Source organism: Methylobacterium sp. B1 (assembly GCF_000333255.1).
Lineage (GTDB): Bacteria > Pseudomonadota > Alphaproteobacteria > Rhizobiales > Beijerinckiaceae > Methylobacterium > Methylobacterium fujisawaense.
The window spans coordinates 1-20,209 of sequence record NZ_BACT01000103.1; the positions used below are offsets into that span (position 1 = coordinate 1).

A 20,209-nucleotide genomic window follows, 5' to 3' on the forward strand; every position below is an offset into this window, starting at 1 on the left:
GTCCTTGCGCAGGGACTTGAGCCCGTTCCAGACCCGTCCGTCCGCGAGCACGACCTCGAGCCCCAGGACGAGGTCGCGGGCGTTGCCGTAGGCGAGGACCGCGATCCCGCCGGCATTGGTGCTGACGCCGCCGCCGATCCGGGCCGAGCCCCGGGACGCATAGGAGAGCGGAAACAGCATGCCGGCCGCCTCGGCCGCGTCCTGCACGTCCTGCAGGATCATCCCGGCCTCCACCGTGATGGTGGCATCCACCGGATCGACCGCCCGCAGCCGGGTCATGCGCTCCAGGGACAGCACCATGCCTCCTTCCGGCACCCCGGCGCCCGTCAGGCCGGTATTGCCGCCGAGCGGCACGACCGCGATGCCGGCCTGCGTGCAGGCGCGGACCGCGAAGGCGACCTCCTCGGTGCTCCCGGGCCGCAGCACGGCGAGGGCCGATCCGGTGAACAGGCGCCGGCTCTCGGTCAGGTAGGGCGCCAGGGCGTCCGGATCGGTCAGCACGTGCCGCGCGCCGAGCCCGTCCCGCAGGGCGGTCAGCAGGGTGTCGAGGGCGGCTGTCGGGGTCATCGCAAAGATTCTGTAGGCCAGGGGCGGGGGTACGCAAGCTCCGGTATGGCGCGCGCCGGTGCGGACCTTACAACGATGATGTAGGGCCCGGGCGTCGTCGCGCCGGGCCGTCCGGACGATCCACCGCAGAGGCAGAGATGCTCTCCGTCATCCAGAACCCGCAACGCATCGCGCTCCCCATCGTGGGCAGCAGCGACCTGTTTCCCGTGCGCCGCGTCTATTGCGTCGGCCGCAACTACGCCGCCCATGCCCGCGAGATGGGGGCGGACCCCGACCGGGAGCCGCCGTTCTTCTTCATGAAGCCCGCGGACGCCCTGCAGATCGTCGGTTCCGAGCCGACGCCTCACGCCTACCCCCCGAAGACCGGCAACTACCATTTCGAGGTCGAGATGGTGGCGGCCCTCGCCAGCGGCGGCAGCGACATCCCGGCGGAGACCGCCCTCGACCACGTCTACGGCTACGCGGTCGGCCTCGACATGACCCGGCGCGACGTCCAGGACGAGGCCAAGAAGATGTCGCGGCCCTGGGACACCGCCAAGGCGGCCGACGGGTCCGGCCCGACCGGCGCTTTGCATCCGGTCTCCGTTTTCGGCCATCCGGCGCGGGGCGCGATCACGCTGTCGGTGGACGGCGAGATTCGTCAGAAGGGCGACCTGGCCGACATGATCTGGTCCGTCGCCGAGCAGATCGCCTACCTGTCGGGTTACTTCGCCCTGCAACCGGGCGACCTGATCTTCACCGGCACGCCTGCCGGCGTCGGCCCGGTCCAGCGCGGTCAGCGCATGGTCGCGGCGATCGCCGGGCTCGGCGAGATCACCCTCGACGTCGTCTGAGCCGCGCACCCGCATGCTCCTCGACCGGCCGCTCCTGCGGCGCCTGTTCCACCTCGGGGCTCTCGCGTCCCGGGGCATGACCCTCGGCGTGCGCGGCGTCGCCCTGGACGGGGCGGGACGTGTGGCCCTCGTGCGCCACACCTATGTCAGCGGCTGGCACCTGCCCGGCGGCGGTGTGGAGCGCGGCGAGGCCGTGCGCGACGCGATGGTGCGGGAATTCCGCGAGGAGGCCGAGATCGTGCCCCAGGGGGAGCCGCGCCTGCACGCCCTCTACCGGAATGTGGTGGCCGCCCCCCGCGATCACGTCGCATTGTTCGTCCTGCCGGCCTTCACGGTGCTGCGCCCCAAGGCGCCGGACCGGGAGGTCGCCGAATGCGCCTTCTTCGCGCTGGACGCATTGCCCGAGTGCACCACCCGGGGGACCCGCGCCCGGCTCCGCGAGATCCACGAAGGCCTCCCGCCGGACCCGAATTGGTAAATCGTCACGGTTCGCGAAAAGGGCGCTTGCGTCGTCCGCCGGAATGGTGTTTAGAGAGCCGCGCCGGGGGCCGCCGGCACGAAAGTCCAGGCGGCGCGGCACTAGTGAGCGGGTGTAGCTCAGGGGTAGAGCACAACCTTGCCAAGGTTGGGGTCGAGGGTTCGAATCCCTTCGCCCGCTCCAGTTTTCCCAACCGTACGATCGACTTACAAGGCCGCAGTTCTGCGGCCTTTGTCGTTTCTGGGTTCTGCAGAAGCATCCTCGGCCGCCGGGCTACGGGGCTTCGGAGGAGGCCGAGCGGTACAGTGACCGTCTGGAACACCATACCGCTCGGCCTCGACGTTTCTCGGATCAGGCAGTCTGCTTCCGCAGGGCCGACAGGGCGTGCCACGTCGGCGCCAGCACGAAGTTCGTGAGCGGAATCAGCAGGCCGCCGACCACCAGCCCGATCAGGCCCGACGCGAGGGCGGTGACCAGCCATTCGACGAAGCCCTTGGCGAACGGCAAGCGCGCGGACGCTGCCGTCGCCGCGTCGTGGGCGGCGTGCGCGGGCCATGCCAGGCCGTAGGTCTCCAGACCGTGCATCAGGATCCCGCCGCCGACCCAGATCATGGCCGCCGTACCGACGACGGCCAGGAGACCGAGCAGGATCGGCATGCCTTTAACGACGCCGCGGCCGAGCCCGCGGACGAGGCTTCCGAGCGGCGGCCCGGCCGTGCTGCGGGCCAGAGCCAAGCCCGCGTCGTCAGCCTTCACGATCACAGCGACCACGCCGTAGACGCCCACGGTGATGCCCAGAGCAACGATGGCCAGGACGGCCGCCCGCATCCAGAAGCTGCCCTCCGGCAAGGCCGCGAGGGTGATGGCCATGATCTCGGCCGAGAGGATGAAGTCGGTCTTGATGGCGCTCGCCACGCGGCGCTCTTCTCCGGCCGCAGCGCCACCGGCGCCGTCCGCGTGGTCCGCCGCGTCGCCGTGGGCGCGATGGGGAAAGAGGCCCTCGTAGACCTTCTCGGTGCCTTCGTAGCAGAGATACGCACCGCCCAGCATCAGGAGCGGCGTGATCGCCCAGGGCGCGAAGGCGCTCAGCGCCAGGGCGCCCGGGAGCAGGAACAGGAGCTTGTTGCGGAGCGATCCGACGGCGATCTTGCCGACGATGGGCAACTCGCGCTCCGCCGCGAAGCCGACGACGTAGCGGGGCGTCACCGCCGCATCGTCGATGACGACACCGGCCGCTTTGGTTCCGGCTTTCGCGGCCTGGCCTGCCACGTCGTCGAGGGACGCCGCCGCACTCCTGACCATGAAGGCGACATCGTCCAGCAGGGCAATCAATCCGACGCTCACACGTCTCCCCTCATCCGTATTCGATCCGCCAGACAGACGAACCGCGCCGCGATTTGATCCGTCGCGCTCAAAGAATCGCGGCTCCTAGCGCAGGGCCAGGGCATCGAGCCATCCGTGCGCGGCCGCGTAACGGATGATCTCCGCACGCGTGCGCAGGCCGAGCTTTTCGGCGGCCCGCGCCTTGTAGGTCTCCACGGACTTGACGCTGAGATCGAAGCGGCGCGCGATCTCCTTGTTGCTGAAGCCCTGGGCGATCAGGCGAAGGACGTCCGTCTCGCGCGGGCTCAGCGCGTCTGCGGCAGGCTCGGCCACCGAGATCCGGGAGTCTGCTGCAGGATGCGCCAGGGCATGGCTCGCCACCGAAGGGTCGAGATAGACGCCGCCTGCGGCGACGGCGCGGACCGCGCGGAGCAGATCCTCCGCGGCCGAGCGTTTGAGCAGGTATCCCCGGGCGCCGGCCTTGAGCAGCGGCTGGACGTAGGCCGCATCCTCATGGACCGTCAGAACCAGCACGCGCGTTCGCGGGCACGCATCCGCCACGCGCTCGGTGAGCTCGAGCCCGTTGAGACCGGGCATCGAAACATCGACCACGGCGACGTCGGGGTCGGCTGCATGGATCATCGGCAGCGCCTCGCTGCCGTTCGTCGCCTCGCCCACCAGCTCGATCTCGGGGTCGGCGTTCAGGAGCGTCCGGATCCCGGCGAGGACGATGGGGTGGTCGTCGGCCAGGGCGACGCGGATGCGATCCATCGGGCGCTTCTCCTCAGGGTTCGGGATGGTGCGGTACGGGAATGGTCACGAACAGGGTTGTGCCGACATCTGGGGACGATTCCAGCGTGAGTGTCCCGCCGAGAAGGGACAGGCGCTCGCGGATCCCGGACAGTCCCAGCCGCAGCTTCGCCTGTCCATCGCTGCCGGAACGGTCGCGGAGGTCCTCGGGGTTGAAGCCGACGCCGTCATCCTCGATGACGACCCGCATCTCGGTGGTGCGCTTCTCCACGGAGACGCTGACGCTCGCGGCGCGGGCATGCTTGAGCACGTTGGTGAGGGCCTCCTGCACGATCCGGTAGACGGCCGTCTCGATGGCGGCCGGCAGACGGGTCGCCTCGTTCAGGCATTCCAGATCGGCGCGGATCCCGTGCCGCTGGCTCCAGTCGCGCAGCAGCGTCGCGAGCGCCTCGCGCAGGCCGAGATCGTCGAGGGCGGTCGGCCTCAGGTCGACGGCAGCCCGATGGATGTCGCGTCCGATCTCCCCGGCAAGCGCTTGCAGCCACTCCATCTGCCTTCCGGCTTCAGCTGTGGCACCGCGGGCCAGGAGCCGCTCCATGCTCTTGAGGCCCAGCGACAGGCCGGTCACCGTCTGGCCGACCTGATCGTGCAGTTCCCGCGCGATCCGGCGCTGCTCGTTCTCCTGCGCCTCGCCGAGGCGGCGGAGCAGCGCGGACCGTTCGGCCTCGGCGCGCTTGCGCGGCTCGATATCCGAAACCACGCCGTAGATCAGCCCATCCGGGGTGTCCTCGTGAAGCTGTGGCACGCGACCGGCCACGCGGACCCAGCGCGGTTCCCGATCGAGCCGGTTCACGCGGAACTCGACGTCGAGCGGCGTACCCTCCGCGAGGCTCCGGCGCAGGGCTTCGCTCAGGCGCCCGCGATCCTCCGGCTCGACCGCCTGCAGGACGGTATCGGCGTCCACGGCGCTGTCGCGCCCTTCCGCGGCCGCCCGCCACCCCAGAAGCTCGGCCGCGCGTGCAGAACCCGTCACCCGGCGCGCGACGGTGTCCCAGCGCAACGTGCCGAGTTCCGCGGCCTCGGCGGCGACCGCGCCCTGCTCCTCGCTGGACCGGAGGGCGAGGGAGAACCGGGCCTGCTCGCCCGCACGGCGCTGCGCCATGTCGCGGCCCACCAATCCGACCAGCGCCAGGGCGAGGCCGATGCTGACGAAGCTGCCGCCGCCCAGCACGACATACGACCGTGACACCGGGGCGTTGAGGGTGGCGACCGGCATCCCGAAATGTACCGACCAGCCGCCGGTGTGCTTCAGCGTCCGGTAGACCACCTCGACATTCGCGCCCTCCAGCGTCGGGCCGGTGTAAAATCCGTTGGGCGCGTGCCGGATCGCCGCCTGCAAGGCGGGATTCGCAGGGTGGCCGAGTTCCTCGACCTCGGCCCGGGTCCGGGCGATGGTGTTCCCGTCCGCATCCACGATGGTACCGACCCAGCCCTCGGGGGCACCGGCATCCCGCAGGATCGAGCTCACCGCGTTTGTGGCAAGCCGGACCGACAGCACGTAGCGCAGGATCCCGTCGCGGATGACCGGGACGCGAAGGGCGACGAGGCGCTTGCCGGAGATCAGGCCGGCCGGACCGATGCCGCCGATCACCGGCTGACGCGTCTGCACCACGGCGTCGAAGCTCTGCCGGTCCGAAGTCGGTCCCAGTTCCTCTTCGAGGGAGCGGAGCAGGTTGACGATCTGAGCGCCGTCCGGACCGGCGAGTTCCACCGTCTCCCAGAGCGGATGCGCCTGCCTCAACCGCTCGGCCTCGGCGTAGAAGGCCGCGAGATCCGGTCGGTCGAGGGTGGCGGAGGCGGCCTCCGCTTCGAGAACCGCGATCTGGGCCGCAATGTCCGAGGCGACGCGCTCGGCCACACGGGTCGCGCTGGCGACCGCAGCGTTCCGGGCGAGGTCGCGCTGCTGCTGCGCCATGAGCGTGGCGACCCAGCCGCTCAGCAGCAGGACCGGTATGGCCGCCGCGAGGGCGAGGGCGATGAAGGTCCGGCGGCTGCCGCGGCTCAGCGGGGGCTCAGACCCGTGGATGGCGGCGTCGCGGGGTCGGATGTTCATGGGCCCGGGCGCGGGCACGCAGCGCGCCAACGCGAACCCGACCTCCATCGCTCAGGCGGCTCGGCCTTCCTGTCTCGCCGTCCCGAGCGCATCGCCACCCGTCTCCCGAGTCCCCGTCCCGGCCCGTGTGCCACGCGCTCTGTCGCGGAAAAGTCGCCCCGCGATCAAGCCGGCGGGAGTGCGTCCGAAGCGAGGGTGGTGTCGCAGAGCGCCGATCCGGGCAGCATCCGGGCCGGATGCGGCATCCGCGTCGCAACGGCCCAGGAGGAGCCGTCATAGCCCTCGAACCACGCGCGGCGCTCGCGCGACTCGCCGGGATACGGACAGGCATCGCGGGGCCGACCGACGGAACGCGCGCGGGCCCCCTGTTTGACGATGTCCATGAGCATGGGCGCTGATCTCTCCGGCTGCTCGGGATGATGTCCCGCACCGTGAGAAGCGCGCAGTTCGAACGGTCGAGCAAGCTGTTTCAGGTCGCGATGCTGCTCTCACCGACGCGTGTCGGGGTTATCCCGACACGCTGTGCAGACGATCATCCGTTGACCATTGCGCGAAAGCGGCACCCAAGCGGCAAATCATGCGGTCGTTGAGCGTCGACGCCTGTCGGGACGCCCGCGGTTCCTTGCTGGATCCTGCGCAGGGGTCACCCGGACAGCCTTCATGGCCCACGGATCCGGGAGGCTGCCGCACGTCGGCTTCCCGGATCCTGAGGGGCTTCCTAGAAGCCGCAGCCGTAGCCGGCCGGCGCGTAACGGTAGCCGTAGGGACGGCTGTAGACCGGCCGATAGAGGTTCGGCCCGGCACCCGCCGCCGCAAGGCCGAGGCCGGTGGCGAAACCCGGCCCGCGGTACCCACGGGGACCGCCGTAGCCGTATGCGTGCGGCCGGTAGCCATAGGCGGAGGGGCGGAAGGTCACACCCCGATAACCGCGATACCGCCTGTGGTGCGGACGGAACCGGTGGATGTGGTGCCGGTGGAGTCGGTGATGGTGCAATCCGTGGCGTCGCCCTCTCCAGGCGCCATGGCCCAGATGGTGGTGCCCGTGATGGAGGCCGGGGCCATGACCGTAGGGCCGCGCTTCGCTCGACGGCGCAAACAGAACGAGGCTCGAGAGCGCCGTCAGGGTGATCGCAAGACGTTTCATGGGCTGAACTCCACGGAAGAGGAAGGACGACCGTGCGGCCACGGTCGGACGGGGAACCGAGCCTTCGCCGCCGTCGAACGCGGCGGCGTGCCCCGAAGGCGGCGGACGAAGATCGAAATCTCCGGCCACTGTCCCGCCGTCCCATCTGTGGTCCGCTGGCCCGATCAGCAGTCGGAGAGATCGGAAGGCGTGTCAGGGTCGGCCCGACATGCTTGCGTTGAAGGCCTGGCTTAGCTTGGCGGTTGGGAGCCCAGGTCGACGGGGCTGAGGGCGCCTCGCCGCATGGTCGCGCCAGGGGGAACGGCATGAAGTTGGCGGTGGGCCTGCCCGTGCGGCGCGCGCGGAACTGGTATCGGCGTTGCGGGCGCGTGGGATCCCCGCTGAAGATGACGCGGGAGCGGCACGGTCCGCAGGCCGGCCGGACGCATACGCTAGAGGACTGGGCGCGATTCGGAGGCGGCCTGCTCGCGTCCGATCTCTCCGAGGTCCCGCGCGCGCACAGTCCGGTCTGGACCGAGAGACGGTGGCACGGCCTGGACTGGCCTCAGGCCAACGGACCCTGGGCGTAGCCGGGCGTTTAGAATTGGGAGAAGCCTGCGGATGGCCGGAACCCAGGGAGAGCCGTCACCGAGGCGGATGCCCCGCGTGCTCGGCCGCCGGACGACCTCGTAACCCCATGTGCGGCGGCGCGGCCGGGCCGACGTCGGAGACCCGCGGCCTCCGCGAAGCCGGCGCCTCGACCAATCGCGCTGACGCCTTCATCCTCCACGAAGATCATGGCGCGCCCGATCGTGCGTCTCGTGACGCGTCTCTCCTCTCCGCCGCAACGCTCCGACCAGCATCAGCAAGCCCTGCCCGGCGGCGAGCAGCAGGGTCAGGGCCATGAACGGCAGGAAGGCGATCAACACCCAGCCCGTCATCATCAGCCCGTACAGCAGCTCGCCGATATCGTGACCGGCGACCGAGCAGGGATACGTGTTTGCCTCGTTGACTTGGCAGCCGGTGAGGCTGGTCAGCGCGGCACCGGCGGCGAAGGGCAAAGCCGGCAGCCACGCGACGACCATCAGGATCAGGATCACGCGCAGACGCCGGCGGGACCGGTCCGGCCGTCCAGTCTCAAGGGCGCTCATCGGACCTCCTCCTTCGGGCGGGGGCGGATCGGTCGGTGCCCGCCTGCACCGGTCGCGCCCCATGCGAGTTCCCGTGGCCGCGGCGGTGGCGGGTCGTCGCGCCGGCCGTGACGGGCAGCGCCAGGATTTCGCCGACCGTCGTAGTCTGCCTCACGCTGTTCTTGCCGATCACCACAGCTGCGCCGCGGGCGGTCTCGGCCAAGGCCGCCGGATCGGGTGCTGCCCGGGCTGGTCGTATTCGGCTCTGGCCGATCAGGCCGAACGGAGTGATCGCGGTGCGGGCGGCGGACGTCCGGGCAGATCCCGGTTCGGCTCTCGGCAAGAACGTCCTCCTGCCCCGGGTCGCGGCCCGAGCTCATGATCCTCGACACGGGGTGCACCCGGTTCGGGCGCACGACAGGATTATCCGCCGCGGGATCAGGACACAATGTCACACCGTGGATGCACGGATCGCGCTGCCGTTCAGCCGGCGCTGGCTCGCCGCCCATCAAGGGCGCGTGGATTGAAGCGTTGCCCGGAAGGGCCGAGCATGTGAGCGGGATCGCTCAGATATCGTCCCGCGGAGGACCGGTATGCGGCAGGCTTTGCAACGTCCCCGCGGCGACGCTCAGGCGCGCGGTCACGGCGCAAGATCGGGTTTGGCTGTCCTGAGCGCGGGTTTCGCTGTGGCCGGGCTCCTCGGACCGGCCAAGTTCGCGAACGCCGAGGACGGCCCGAGCTATCTGGAGGACCGGCGTGGCGTGTTCCTGCCTTTCCTGAATGCACCGCAACCCGGCGACGCCATCGCGCAGTCGCCGCGGCTCGGGCTCTCCTTCGGCGGCGCGCCCCGGCCCGTATTGGTGGATACCGGCTCGACCGGCATCGTGGTCTCGGCCAGCCGCATCCCCGACAACGCGACGCTGCCCAGCCAGCCTGGGCGCATCACCTACACGAGCTCCGGCCGCATCATGATTGGCCGCTGGATACGCGTCCCGGTAATCCTGTGGGGCCGCGACGGCGAGAGCGTGGCGACGCGGCCGATCCCGGTCCTCGCGGTCGACCGCATCGCCTGCACCGCGCAGGCCCGCCACTGCACCCCGGAAGAGGCGCCGGAGCACGTGGCCATGCTGGGCATCGGATTCGGCCGCGAGGACGACAGCCAGAGCCAGAGCACGCCCGACACCAATCCCCTGCTCAATGCAGAGCCGTCCGGCCCCGGTGCGATCCGGCGCGGCTACGTGCTCACCGCCCGAGGCGTCCATGTCGGCCTGACGCGCGCAAACACCCACGGCCGCTACCGCTTCGTCAAGCTCGATCCCCACCCGCGCGTGCCGGGCGACTGGCTGGGCGTGCCCGTGTGCATTTCCGTCGACGGTCGGGAGCCGGGCGCCTGCGGCCGGGCACTGCTCGACACCGGCGTCACTGCCATGTTCCTGACCCTGCCGCCCTCGGAGGTGGCCACCAGCCTTCAGACCGACGCGACCGGTCACAGTGCGCTCCTTCCCGGAACGCGACTGCGTTTTCGCTTCGGCGCCGCCGCCGCTTACACGGTCACCGTCGGCGACCACACCACGGGACTCGCACCGGAGCGCATCGTTCTGAACACCACGCGCCCGCAACCCTTCGTCAATACGGGGCTGCACGTCCTGAACGGTTTCGATGTCCTGTTCGACGCCGACCGCGGATATTACGGCTTCCGCGCCCGCGGCGCGGTCCCGGACGCCGACCAACCGTGAGCCGACACCACGACGCCCGGGCACAACGGCAGCCTCGCCCGATGCTTGCCGGGGCATGTAAGATCGCTTTGACGCGCCAGCGTCTTCAGGACTTGGCGGCGCAGATCAGGTGGCCGGGCGGCGACCTCGCCTGCCCGCCGTAGGGAAGATGATCCCTTCTCTGCGCCCCAGTCACAGGGCTTGTTCGAAGCCGTGCGAGCCGACAGACGAGAAATCCGTCGGGTTGTCCGATCTCTAAGCCGCAACGCATCCTGGAGACGATCGGGTCCCTGCCGCTGAAAGCGTAATCGACACGGTTCCCGCATCCTTGGGGACCGCACCCATGGATCCGCCCCGGTCCGGGCTGCCGGGCTGTCGAATGGTTTCGAGGACGCGCTTGCCGAAGCGCGTCGGTATTCGGGGCGTGGCGCAGCCTCTCACGCCGTATCGGCTCCGGCCCGCGATGCCATCGGCGTTCGAAAGGAATCCGTCGTTGTCCGACGCTTCTCATGCAAACGGCCGGAGCGTCGCTCCGGCCGTCATGGCGATGATGTGACGAAGGCTTAGCGCAGGATTAGCGCAGGAGCTGGAGGACGCCCTGCTGCGCGGAGTTGGCCAGGGACAGGGCGGAGATGCCCATCGACTGCCGGGTCGACAGCGCCTGGGAATTGGCCGCTTCCTGGTTCAGATCGGCGTTGGTCAGGTTGGCCGAGCCGGTCTGCAGCACGTTGATCAGCTGCTTGGAGAAGTCCTGGCGGTTCTGCACGACCGACAGGTTCGAGCCGAGCGCGCTCGCCGCGGAGTTCAGCGTGTTGCCGGCGCTCGTCAGGGTCGACAGGGTCTTGTTGACGTCCGAGTTCAACAGGAAGTTGCCGAGGCCGTTCTGGCTGGACGTGCTGTTCGAGTTGGTGATCGACGACAGGCCCAGGCCGCTGGACGTGGCATCCACCGAGGCGACGTTCAGGTTCGAGCTGCCGGTGTCGTTGAACTTGATGTTCATGTCATTGCCCTTGCCGGCAATGAGGTTGACGCCGTTGTAGCTGGCATCGCCGGCGAGCTGCGTGATCTGGTTGAGCAGGTTGTTGTACTGGCTCGCCAGAGAGGCGCGCTGCGACACGCCGGAGATCGAGAGGTCGCTGGAGACGACGGTGGTGGCGGCGGTGCCGTAGGTCGAGGCGGTGGTGCTCGATCCGGTGAAGCCGAGCGCCGTCTGGCTGCCGGAGTTCTGAAACTCCACATCGGCCTGGGCGTTCAGGACGATCTTCGTGCCGGTGCTGTCGGCCGAGAAGATCGCGCCTGCGCCGAACGAGCCGCTGGACGAGGTCGACGCCGAGCTGACGGCGGCGTTCAGGGCCGCGACGGTGGCGCTGATGCTCGACGAGGCGGCGATGGTGGCCGACACGGAGGTGCCGTTGATAGTCAGGAGCACCGTCTGGGAGGCGGTGCTGGCGCTGTAGGCGTTGGCGGCGGTTCCGGTGGTGGAGAGCTGGGTCGAGAGGGCCTGGTTGGCGATGGACTTGGCCTGATCGACCAGCTTCTGGATCGAGGTGATGCCCTGGTTGGCGGCCTGGATCGTCTGGACGCCGTTGGAGATGCCGTCGAGCAGGGTGTTCAGGTTCGAGGACCGGGCGTCGAGGGACTGGGAGGTGAAGAAGTTGGTCGGGTTGTCGAGGGCGGAATTCACCGTCTTGCCGGTGGCGAGGCGGTTCTGCGTGGTCGCCATCAGCTGGGCGGTATCCTGCAGGGAGAGCAGGTTCTGGCGTGTCGCGGCCGACAGGGTGATGGAAGACATGGATCGCTAACTTTCCAACCGGAGCAACCCGATTCTCGGGGATCGCTTAAGAATACCGCTTAAGGTTAAATACGGATTAACTGCGCGAGTATTTTCAGCGCCCCGCCGCTCCTTCCGAAACCCTGTGCCGGCGCTAGGCTCATCTGCCCGCTGCAGCACAGGCCGGTATCGGCCGATTGGAGACTTGATCACGCGCGGTCGCTCATGCCGCCTGATATCTCAGCGGTCGGACCGGTACGGCGAGCCGCGCGAAGGGAAGTCAATCGAGTGCGTAGCCGAGCAGGCCCTCGGTCGTGTGCCCTTCACAGCCCGCGAGGGTCGATACGAAGTGATCGCGACCGCCGGCATTGCAGCGGTAGATGGGGTGGCTGCCGGGCCTGGGGGCCTCGAAGACGTAGCCGGTCTGCCCCAGCGGGGTCTGCCCCTCGCAGCGCACGTCCCGGCTGAGGAAGTGATCCTGTCCCGCCACGCAACTCATCAGTCTTGCGGTCCCGGGGGCCGAAAGCGTCAAGACGCTGCCGACGCTGCCCTCGGCCCTGTAGGCGGGCGCGACATAGCCCGTCGTGACCCAGTGTCCGGCGGGACCAATGGCGCGCCGCAAGGGCAAACGGTCGGCACCGCGGGTCGCGCGCGCCTCGGCGATCCGCCACGTGCCCGGGTAAGGGTCGCCGCCCGAGAAGAAGACGGTGATGTCAGGCAGGAAGGGCGTGAGACTCCCCGTACCGTCCCGCCGGAAGCCCGGACTGTGATTGAGATAGAAGCCGGTCACGTCGGAGTTCAGATAGCCGAGCGGCGTCCAACGTGCCGGTGACCCGCTCAACAGGACCTTCAAGGGCATCTTGAACAGGCCCATCTGGTAGGTCTCGCGGTCGGGGTTGCGGGCCGGATCCTTGCAGGCGACCTGATGGCACACGCGACCCGGAAGCCCGGTGATGACGTAGACGTCTCCCGTCTTGGCATCGTACGCGAAATCGGAGTTCGGATTGATGGTCGCTCCATCGGTCGTCCCGTTGGGGATCCGCACCGGCGCCCCGAAATGGATGCCGTCCGCGGTGTGACGGACGTAGAGATCGCCGAAGCCGGCAACGCCCTGTGGTCCGGTGAGGTCCGTCGTGAAGACGAAGAGACCGGACTTGCCGTCCGTGAACGACGCCGGCTGACCGGTGCCGTAGTTGCCCTGCGCCACCGCCGGGTTGAGCGGCCTGATGACCGGTTCGGGATAGTCGACCCACGTCACCTTGTCGTTCGAGAATGCGAGACCGGTCTGATTGTTGTTCCCAGGCTGGTTGTCCGCGCCCGAATAGTACATCGCATAGGTGTAGGTCTGGCCGTCCCCGGGGTTGACGAAGCGGCCCCGGATCACGCTGGGATCACAGACGTATTGGCGGTTCCAGGAGCCGGGCGTCGGCTTGAACACGATCCGGGCCGGCGAGAAGCCGGTCTGCGGGTCGTAGGATCGATGGAAGATGACATCGGTCTGGCCCTGACCGCACCACCAGAAATCGGTGACGCCGTTCTCCGAGATGATGCTGGGCGCGTAATTGTAGCCGGCCGGATTCGCCTCGTTGACGAAGAGGGGCTGCGCGTCGGGTCCCTTCCAGTCGGCCTCGACCCGGGCCGGAAGGGCGAGCGACGCCAGCACCAGGGCGAAAAGGGCGCCGATGAGCAGGGCAGAACCGGGCTTCACTCTCACGATCTCCCGCGATGCGCGCCGTCCGTTTCAACGCCGGCCGGAGCACCTGTCCCGAGACTGGCGACCTGAATAAGGCGGCCCTGCTGCCGACGGCCTGAACGCCTGGATCGCGCGTGGGTCGGCATCCGACCGGGGCCGACCCTACGGGTCCTGCGCAGGGGCGACGGGGCGCCGGCAGTTCGGACGGAGGGCGCGACCCAGGAGCGATTGCCGGCCCAGGATCATCTCGAAGAAATCGTATTCTCCGGGCCTGAAATTGGCTTTCAGGAACTGGAAGTGCATGTGAAACGGCCGAAGACGCAAGCGCTTGTAGTCACATTCCGGTATCCGATCCTTGACCCCAGCCGATCGTATCAATGGATTGTGGGCGAGAAAGGCCGGTCTCTCGAGACCGATGTCGAAAATGGGGTTGAACCCGTAGCAGTTGAGCCAATCCTGCGGCGCCTGATAGTCGCACCAGACGATGCGGTCGCTGTAGACGAGCGACGCGATGCGTGCGCGGATCCCCACGGCTTCCTTCGGCAACGCGACGAAGGGAAGCCCCGAGCCCAGCGTGACCAGGGACAAGCGGGGTAGGGGCCGATCGTCCGTACCGAGGCGCGCGAGGATCCGGGCAGCGACCTCCACGGCCATGGCAGCACCGAGGGAATGACCGACGATCATGACCTCATCGGGCGCCTCCGCCGGATGCGCACGCCATTGTGCCAGTTCCGTCAGGATTCGCTCGCTGAAAAGCGCGATTCGCGCCTCGTAATCCGGTCGCCGGCCCGTGGCATGCTGCCAGAAGAAGATGCGTATGCTCAGGATATGCCAGAAGAACAGCCGGCCCAGCGCCTTGCGGATGGCGTAGAGACCCGTGCCCGCGGCCACGGCGCAGATCAGCGCCGCCCCGACCGTTTCCATCGGCGATAACGGTTTCAGGACGGCGAAGAGCGCCGTGCCGGCCGAGATCAGCAGGGCCGGGACGACGAAGACGACGAAGAACGGAAAAGCGCTCAGCAGGGTGTAGGGCCATCCGAAGCGCGCCGTCTTGAAAAACAACCCCTGTGCGAGCCCCGAAACGACGCTTCTTGCCAGCAGCGCCAACTGGCGGAGCACGGGCCGGGAGAGATCCGCGTGGACGATGTCGCTCCAGATCAAGGTCTCGCAACAGACGGCGGCACCGTCGCCATCCGCCGGTGCGCCGACCGTCCAGGTCCGGCTGAGACCGTCGGCGCTGATCCGGATCTCCGAGACCGCGCGCGGCATGGTTCCGAACCGGGCCGTATGCCGGCCGAGTTCCCGTTTGAAGAACGCAGGAAACCGGATCCCGCTGCGGGCGTCGAAGCCGTGAATGAAGAAAACGTGCCGTCGCCCGACCGGTGCCGGATGAAGGTCTCTCAACTTGAATGGGGTGAACGATAAGTAGCCGCGGACCATAGGATCGGACAAGGACCTGAGCACGCGAAAGCATTGTGGCGGTCGACGGCGCCGATGGGCGCGCGCTCCATTGCACGACCGAGCGGGCTCCTCAACAGCCCGCCGCCGAAGACGGTTCCGCCGCGAGCCATCATTCATCATCCGGACGTCCTGGGGATCTCCCTCCCATGACAAGGGGGGCGAGGTCAAAAGGCGCTGGCAGGCTGGAGAAAGACTGGACTTGTGAAAACTGAACCTCCTACGGTGCGGGACGCGGGGGCAGTGTTCAAGATTCGCATGCGCTTTTCGGGGGCCTTGAGGGCGTTTCGCACCGGCGCCCTCCGACGTCACGGGCTCGGCCACATCCAGGCTGGCTTCGATGCTGCGCCGAGCGGCTGCATCGTTCTGGTCGGGGACGTGCATGCGGCGCTCATGCCGCGACCGATCGTTCCGCGCCCCGTCCTCAACGCGGGCATCGCCGGAGCGACGGCGCGCTCCTGTGGCCGCGCCCTCGATCTGTTGCGCGCGCCCCTGCCGGCTCTGCTCGCCGTCCTGATCATCGGGACCAACGACATCCGCGCCCGCTCGGCGCTGTCGAAGGCAGCGACCGACGACTTCTTCGGGCAGACAGACCGGATCGTCGATCGCCTCCAGGCCTGGACCCTCGATACGCTCGTGGCGGCGTTGCCCCCGACCCCTGCCGCGAAGGCATCGGAACGCGACCCTGCCGCGGTCGAAGTCTATTCGGATTGCCTCCGCGCTGTCTGCGTGCGCCGCGGCGTCTCGTTCTTCGATCCGTTTGCGGGATTGCGCGGCGCCCGTTTCGGCTTGGCCGAGGATGACGCCTTCGTCGATGGCACCTACCTGCGGGATTACACGGCCGTCGCCGCCCGCATCGCCAGCCACGTCCGGACGCACTTCAAATCCGAGCCCTACCTGGACAGCGCGCTCCCGGGTTTCGATGAGGAATATTACAGGAGCTGGTACGCCGACACGTGTCGGTATCCCCACGGGCTGGCGCGGCACTACCTCGATCTGGGATGGCGCGAGGGGCGAGACCCGAGCGGACAGTTCAGCACCGACGGCTATCTCGAAGCCAACGCCGACGTCCGCGCCGCAGGCGTCAATCCGCTGATCCACTTTCTTGAAGTCGGCTTCGCGCAAGGTCGGACGGGTTGGCAGAAGCCGCACCCGCGTCCGACCCGCTCCCCCCACGGCGACCCGAACGCCTGAACTGAAGACGGCCCGACAGCCCGGGACGCGCTCGTGACGGCAACCGTCGCAAAGCTGCCGCAGATTGGCGGCCAGATGCTTCCATGCGCCTCCTCCTCGCCGCCCCTGTCCTCGTCCTCATCGCCACGGGCGCAGCAGCCGGCGATACGCGCCTGGACGGAGCCGTGGTTGCGGGCAGTTTCGGAATGGGGGGGTCGGACTATTACGGCGATGTCCGCAGTCGCATGCCGTTCACCCGCGACGCGCCGCCCAGTCCGGTCGGGATAACCGACATCGAGCGCGTCCGGGCCGCACGCCGGCGTGCGGATGCCGGCGCCCGCCGTCCGGCCCATCGCTCCGCCCGTCGCGGCTGAACCGCCCCGGGCCTGACACTCGGTCCCACTCGGTCCGTAGGAAGCGAAGGGCCGGGTCGGCAGAACCGGGACTGGACGATCCGGCCAAGGGGCGCGCCGCCTCAGTTCCGGTAGCGTTCGGCGAGGGCCATGAGGGCCTGGGCGAGTTCGGTGAGGTTGGCGGAGGCGGCCTCGACCTGCCGGGTGCCGGCCGCGGTCTGCTGGCTGGCCTGGCGGATGTTCTGGAGCGCGCCCATCACCTGCTCGATGCCGAGCTGCTGCTGGTTGGTCGAGGCGACGATCTGCTGGAAGGTCTGGACGTTCTCCTCCACCCGGGCGGTGATCTCCTCGATGGTCCGCTGCGTCGTGTCCGAGCGCGTCTTGCCGGCGGCGGCGCGCTTGACCGCCTCCTCGGTGAGCATCACCGAGGTGTTGATGCCCCGCTGGATCTCGCCCAGGATCCCCCGCACCTGGCCGGTGGCCGCCTTGGCCTGATCGGCCAGGAGCTTCATCTCGGAAGCGACCACCGCGAAGCTGCGCCCGCTCTCGCCGGCCGCCGCCGCCTCGATGGCGGCGTTGAGCGCCAGCAGATGCGTGCGCTCCGAGATGTCGTTGACCGTCTCGATGATGTCGCCGATCGTCTGGGTCTTCTCCGACAGGCTGACGATGTTGCCGGCCACCGCCTCCGCCTGCTCGCGGATCGCCTCCATGGCCTTGGCGGTGTCGGAGACGGCGCGCAGGCCCTGGCGGGAGGTCTGCGCGGTCGCCTGGGCGGTGGCGATCACCTCGGTGGCCCGCTTGCTGATCTGCGCGCCCGAATGGGTGATCTCGTCGACCGTGGCCGCCGTCTCCTGCACGGCCGCGAATTGCTGCTCCACCGAGGCCGCCTGCTCCTGCGCCGAGGCGCGGATCTCCGCCGCCGCCGCGTTCAGGTCCGCCGTCGCCGCCCGGTTGGTCCGCGCCAGATCCGACAGACCCGCAACCATCGTGTTCAGCGTCGCTGAAAGTCGGCCCACTTCACCACCGGCGCGAACAGCCAACTGGCTGGACAGGTCGCCCTCGCCGACGCGGCCGACGAAGGCCATCACGCGCACCAGCGGCTGGACGATGAGGCGGTTGATGGCGATTCCGATCCCCAGGCAGATCAGGAGGGTGATGAGCGTTCCGCCCCACAGGGCGATGCTCTCGTTGCGCTCGCCCCGGGCCACGCGCTCGGCCAGAGCCGTCCGTACCACCTCTTCGAGGCCTTCGATGGCCGACAGCTTTTCGCGGAAGGTGTCGAAGAGCTGCTTGCCCTGACCGTCGGCTTCGATGCGGACCGCCTCGGCCCGTTTCGCCGGATCGGCCGCCATGCGGATGGCCGCCTCGCCGACCTCGGTCTGCCAGCTGCGAGCCGCCGCCACTGCGGCGGCGAGCAGGCGTGTCCGCTCCGCATCCTGACCGACGAGGCCCCTGAGCCGGTCGATCGCCTCGTCCAGCGTCTGACGGCCGGCTCGGTACGGTTCCAGGCTGCCGTCGCGCCCCGTGATCAGGTAGCCGCGCAACCCGGTTTCCTGGTTGAGCATGGCCGCGCGGAAGCTGTCGAGGGCGCGAACCAGCTGGTTTGACCGGCTTCGCGCGTCGGTCGCGTCCCGCAATTGATCGCCCGTAACCAGGACCGCACCGCTGCTGAGGACAGAGACCAGCGCGATGATCCCGATGGCACCGCCCAATATGCGGTTGAGACCCAGCGATTGGGGCATGGTCTGCTTCATCCTGCTCGGAGCTGCGGACGGCGCCGGATGGGCCGCGATCGAGGCATCGGGGCCTCTTAGCGCCGTCGCCCGGTCGATGCGAGGGACGGCCCTACGTCCCGCCCCCGGCAAATGGCGCAACGACGGTCGCCTGGCCCGGACACCGCCGCCTGGTGGCTGTGATCACCGGAGGGGCGGATGCCGAACTCCAGGCCGGAATTTACGAATTGTTCACCATCGAGCAAGTTGAACTTGTGCGGGCGAACCAATTCGTATGCATCTAAGCGCTGATATCCGGAGTTCTTGATCGTAACGGTTTTGCAACGAGCATTTGTGTCGCGGGAGATGCTGATTTCTTTCCTGATCGATACCGATCGCAAGGCTGATCCACTCGACGCGAACCTCAGGGCACGCGCGCGGATCGAGCAGCTCGACGTCGCCCTTCGTCTGGTGCCCTTCACGATTCTCGTGAGCCTGAGCGTCGTACAGGTCATCGTCTACCTGTTCTGGCAGCCCGGGAACCGCGCCTATCTCGCGGGCCTGGAAGCCCTCGTCCTGCCGCTGGCGGTCGTCTCACTCCGGCAGTGCTGGCGCTGGCGCTCGCAGCCCAAGCCGCTCGAGGTGCCATCCTCCTTCGTCAAGCGGCTCGTCCTCGCCGCGCAGATCTATGGCCTTCTCCTGGCCTCCATCCCGGTGATGCTGTTCGCCGGGGCCGATCCGAATGGGCGGCTCCTGATTGCCTCCAGCATGGCGGGCCTGATCGCGACGGGGATGAGCGCGGCGGTGCTGCCCCGAGTCGCCATCGGGTATGCCGGCCTGATCATCGTCGGTTCGTTCATCGCCCTCGCGGCGACGGGCGAGGCCTTCTACATCTATGTCGGCGTTCTGCTGTTCTTCTATGCGAGCTTCATCTGCTTCACGATCCTGCACCTCAGCCGCCTGCTCACGATGCGCGTCATCGCGCAGATCGAGCTGGAGCGGCAGCAGGAATTCACCCATCTCCTGCTCAACGAGTTCGAGGAGAGTGCCAGCGATTGGCTCTGGGAGACGGATGCCGACCTGCGGCTGCAGCACGTCTCGCCGCGCCTGATCGAGGTCGCCGGTTCCTCCGAGCGACAGCTCATGGGCCTGCCGCTGGAACGCCTGCTGCTCCCGCCGCTGGCGCCGCCCAAGAGCCATTCGAGCACGGCTCTCTGGAGCTGCATCGCGGAGCGGCGCGTCTTCCGGAATCTCCACCTGCAACTCGACATTGCCGGTGAGCGGCGGACCTGGTGCCTCTCCGGAAAGCCGACCTTCAACCGGGCCGGCGTGTTCTCAGGCTATCGCGGCGTCGGCTCCGATGTGACCGAGAAGCGGCGCTCCGAGGAGCGCCTGTCCTATCTCGCCCTGCACGATTCCCTGACCGATCTCCCCAACCGGGTTCTGTTCCACCAGCTTCAGGAGACGGCCCGGGCACGACTCGCGCAGGGCGACCGGTTCGCCGTGCTCGCCCTCGACCTCGACGAGTTCAAGAGCGTCAACGACACGTTCGGCCACGCCGTCGGCGACAAGCTCCTTACAGCCGTGGCCGAGCGGCTGCGGGGCTTCGAGAGCGCCGACGTGCAACTCGCCCGCCTCGCGGGTGACGAGTTCGCGGTGCTCGCGGCCGGGCGGAGCGCCCGGGACCTGCACGCCATCGAGTCCCTCGCGAGCGGCATCGTCGAGGCGCTCGCCTCGCCATTCACCGTCGACGGCATTCGGCTGACCGTCAGTGTCAGCATCGGGATCGCCATCGCGCCACAGGACGGATGCCAGGAGATCATGCGGCGGGCCGATCTCGCTCTTTACCGCATGAAGAGCGAGGGGCGGAACGGTTACCGGTTCTACGAAGCCGAGATGGACGAGCGGATCGAGGCGCGGCGCGCCCTGACGTCCGATCTGCGCGGCGCGCTCGATCGGAACGAGTTCGTCCTCTACTTCCAGCCGATCGTGTCGGCCAAGGAGTGCCGCGGGGTGT

17 protein-coding genes and 1 tRNA gene are annotated in these 20,209 nt (G+C 68.6%); 7 read left to right on the top strand and 11 right to left on the bottom strand.

All coding sequences use genetic code 11. The features are described 5' to 3' along the window. A partial coding sequence (locus I53_RS02945; RefSeq protein ID WP_043346481.1) for an FAD-binding oxidoreductase occupies nucleotides 1-567 on the bottom strand: 567 nt, incomplete at its 3' end. Between the two features lie 137 nt (nucleotides 568-704). Here I53_RS02945 and I53_RS02950 point away from each other — a divergent pair. The 3 genes from I53_RS02950 to I53_RS02960 all read left to right on the top strand — a co-directional run bounded on the left by I53_RS02950 (nucleotide 705) and on the right by I53_RS02960 (nucleotide 2,061). Then, a complete protein-coding gene (locus I53_RS02950) occupies nucleotides 705-1,400 on the top strand; it encodes a fumarylacetoacetate hydrolase family protein (protein WP_043346482.1) in 696 nt (231 codons plus the stop codon). A gap of 13 nt (nucleotides 1,401-1,413) precedes the next feature. After that, entirely contained in the window at nucleotides 1,414-1,878 is a 465-nt protein-coding gene (locus I53_RS02955) for an NUDIX domain-containing protein (RefSeq protein ID WP_043346483.1), read from the top strand. A gap of 108 nt (nucleotides 1,879-1,986) precedes the next feature. Then, nucleotides 1,987-2,061: transfer RNA gene (locus I53_RS02960), tRNA-Gly, on the top strand. A gap of 168 nt (nucleotides 2,062-2,229) precedes the next feature. Here I53_RS02960 and I53_RS02965 read toward each other — a convergent pair. The 6 genes from I53_RS02965 to I53_RS02990 all read right to left on the bottom strand — a co-directional run bounded on the left by I53_RS02965 (nucleotide 2,230) and on the right by I53_RS02990 (nucleotide 8,287). Continuing rightward, on the bottom strand, nucleotides 2,230-3,222 hold the full coding sequence (locus I53_RS02965; protein WP_043346484.1) for a DUF808 domain-containing protein: 993 nt from the start codon (nucleotides 3,220-3,222) through the stop codon (nucleotides 2,230-2,232). Between the two features lie 84 nt (nucleotides 3,223-3,306). Further along, nucleotides 3,307-3,972 carry a response regulator transcription factor gene (locus tag I53_RS02970; protein WP_043346486.1) on the bottom strand — a complete coding sequence of 222 codons (666 nt, stop codon included), beginning with the start codon at nucleotides 3,970-3,972 and terminating at the stop codon, nucleotides 3,307-3,309. A gap of 13 nt (nucleotides 3,973-3,985) precedes the next feature. After that, entirely contained in the window at nucleotides 3,986-6,064 is a 2,079-nt protein-coding gene (locus I53_RS02975; protein ID WP_043346502.1) for an ATP-binding protein, read from the bottom strand. Between the two features lie 164 nt (nucleotides 6,065-6,228). Continuing rightward, nucleotides 6,229-6,453, bottom strand: a complete 225-nt coding sequence (locus I53_RS02980; RefSeq protein WP_043346489.1) for an Rmf/CrpP family protein — start codon at nucleotides 6,451-6,453, stop codon at nucleotides 6,229-6,231. A gap of 329 nt (nucleotides 6,454-6,782) precedes the next feature. Continuing rightward, on the bottom strand, nucleotides 6,783-7,208 hold the full coding sequence (locus tag I53_RS02985; RefSeq protein ID WP_043346504.1) for a hypothetical protein: 426 nt from the start codon (nucleotides 7,206-7,208) through the stop codon (nucleotides 6,783-6,785). 758 nt (nucleotides 7,209-7,966) lie between these two features. Beyond that, on the bottom strand, nucleotides 7,967-8,287 hold the full coding sequence (locus tag I53_RS02990; protein ID WP_244539021.1) for a hypothetical protein: 321 nt from the start codon (nucleotides 8,285-8,287) through the stop codon (nucleotides 7,967-7,969). 689 nt (nucleotides 8,288-8,976) lie between these two features. Between I53_RS02990 and I53_RS30300 the strand changes: the two genes are divergently transcribed. Next, nucleotides 8,977-10,053, top strand: a complete 1,077-nt coding sequence (locus tag I53_RS30300; RefSeq protein WP_051044643.1) for a hypothetical protein — start codon at nucleotides 8,977-8,979, stop codon at nucleotides 10,051-10,053. A 553-nt stretch (nucleotides 10,054-10,606) separates the two neighbouring features. Here the strand turns inward: I53_RS30300 and I53_RS03000 are convergent. The 3 genes from I53_RS03000 to I53_RS03010 all read right to left on the bottom strand — a co-directional run bounded on the left by I53_RS03000 (nucleotide 10,607) and on the right by I53_RS03010 (nucleotide 14,936). Further along, nucleotides 10,607-11,824 (bottom strand): flagellin, encoded by a 1,218-nt coding sequence (locus I53_RS03000; protein WP_043346491.1) that lies wholly within the window; start codon nucleotides 11,822-11,824, stop codon nucleotides 10,607-10,609. Between the two features lie 259 nt (nucleotides 11,825-12,083). Beyond that, entirely contained in the window at nucleotides 12,084-13,511 is a 1,428-nt protein-coding gene (locus I53_RS03005) for a hypothetical protein (protein WP_251982194.1), read from the bottom strand. A gap of 147 nt (nucleotides 13,512-13,658) precedes the next feature. Next, entirely contained in the window at nucleotides 13,659-14,936 is a 1,278-nt protein-coding gene (locus I53_RS03010; protein WP_051044644.1) for a hypothetical protein, read from the bottom strand. 261 nt (nucleotides 14,937-15,197) lie between these two features. Here I53_RS03010 and I53_RS03015 point away from each other — a divergent pair, with 261 nt between their 5' ends. Both I53_RS03015 and I53_RS03020 read left to right on the top strand, forming a co-directional pair. Then, a complete protein-coding gene (locus I53_RS03015) occupies nucleotides 15,198-16,148 on the top strand; it encodes an SGNH/GDSL hydrolase family protein (protein WP_251982195.1) in 951 nt (316 codons plus the stop codon). A gap of 83 nt (nucleotides 16,149-16,231) precedes the next feature. After that, a complete protein-coding gene (locus I53_RS03020; RefSeq protein WP_043346497.1) occupies nucleotides 16,232-16,501 on the top strand; it encodes a hypothetical protein in 270 nt (89 codons plus the stop codon). Between the two features lie 101 nt (nucleotides 16,502-16,602). Here the strand turns inward: I53_RS03020 and I53_RS03025 are convergent, their stop codons facing one another. Further along, the gene (locus I53_RS03025; RefSeq protein WP_043346512.1) at nucleotides 16,603-18,222 is read right to left on the bottom strand and encodes a methyl-accepting chemotaxis protein; all 1,620 of its coding nucleotides are present in this window, start codon (nucleotides 18,220-18,222) and stop codon (nucleotides 16,603-16,605) included. A 336-nt stretch (nucleotides 18,223-18,558) separates the two neighbouring features. Between I53_RS03025 and I53_RS03030 the strand changes: the two genes are divergently transcribed. Next, on the top strand, nucleotides 18,559-20,209 hold a 1,651-nt coding region (locus tag I53_RS03030; protein ID WP_043346499.1), incomplete at its 3' end, for a GGDEF domain-containing protein.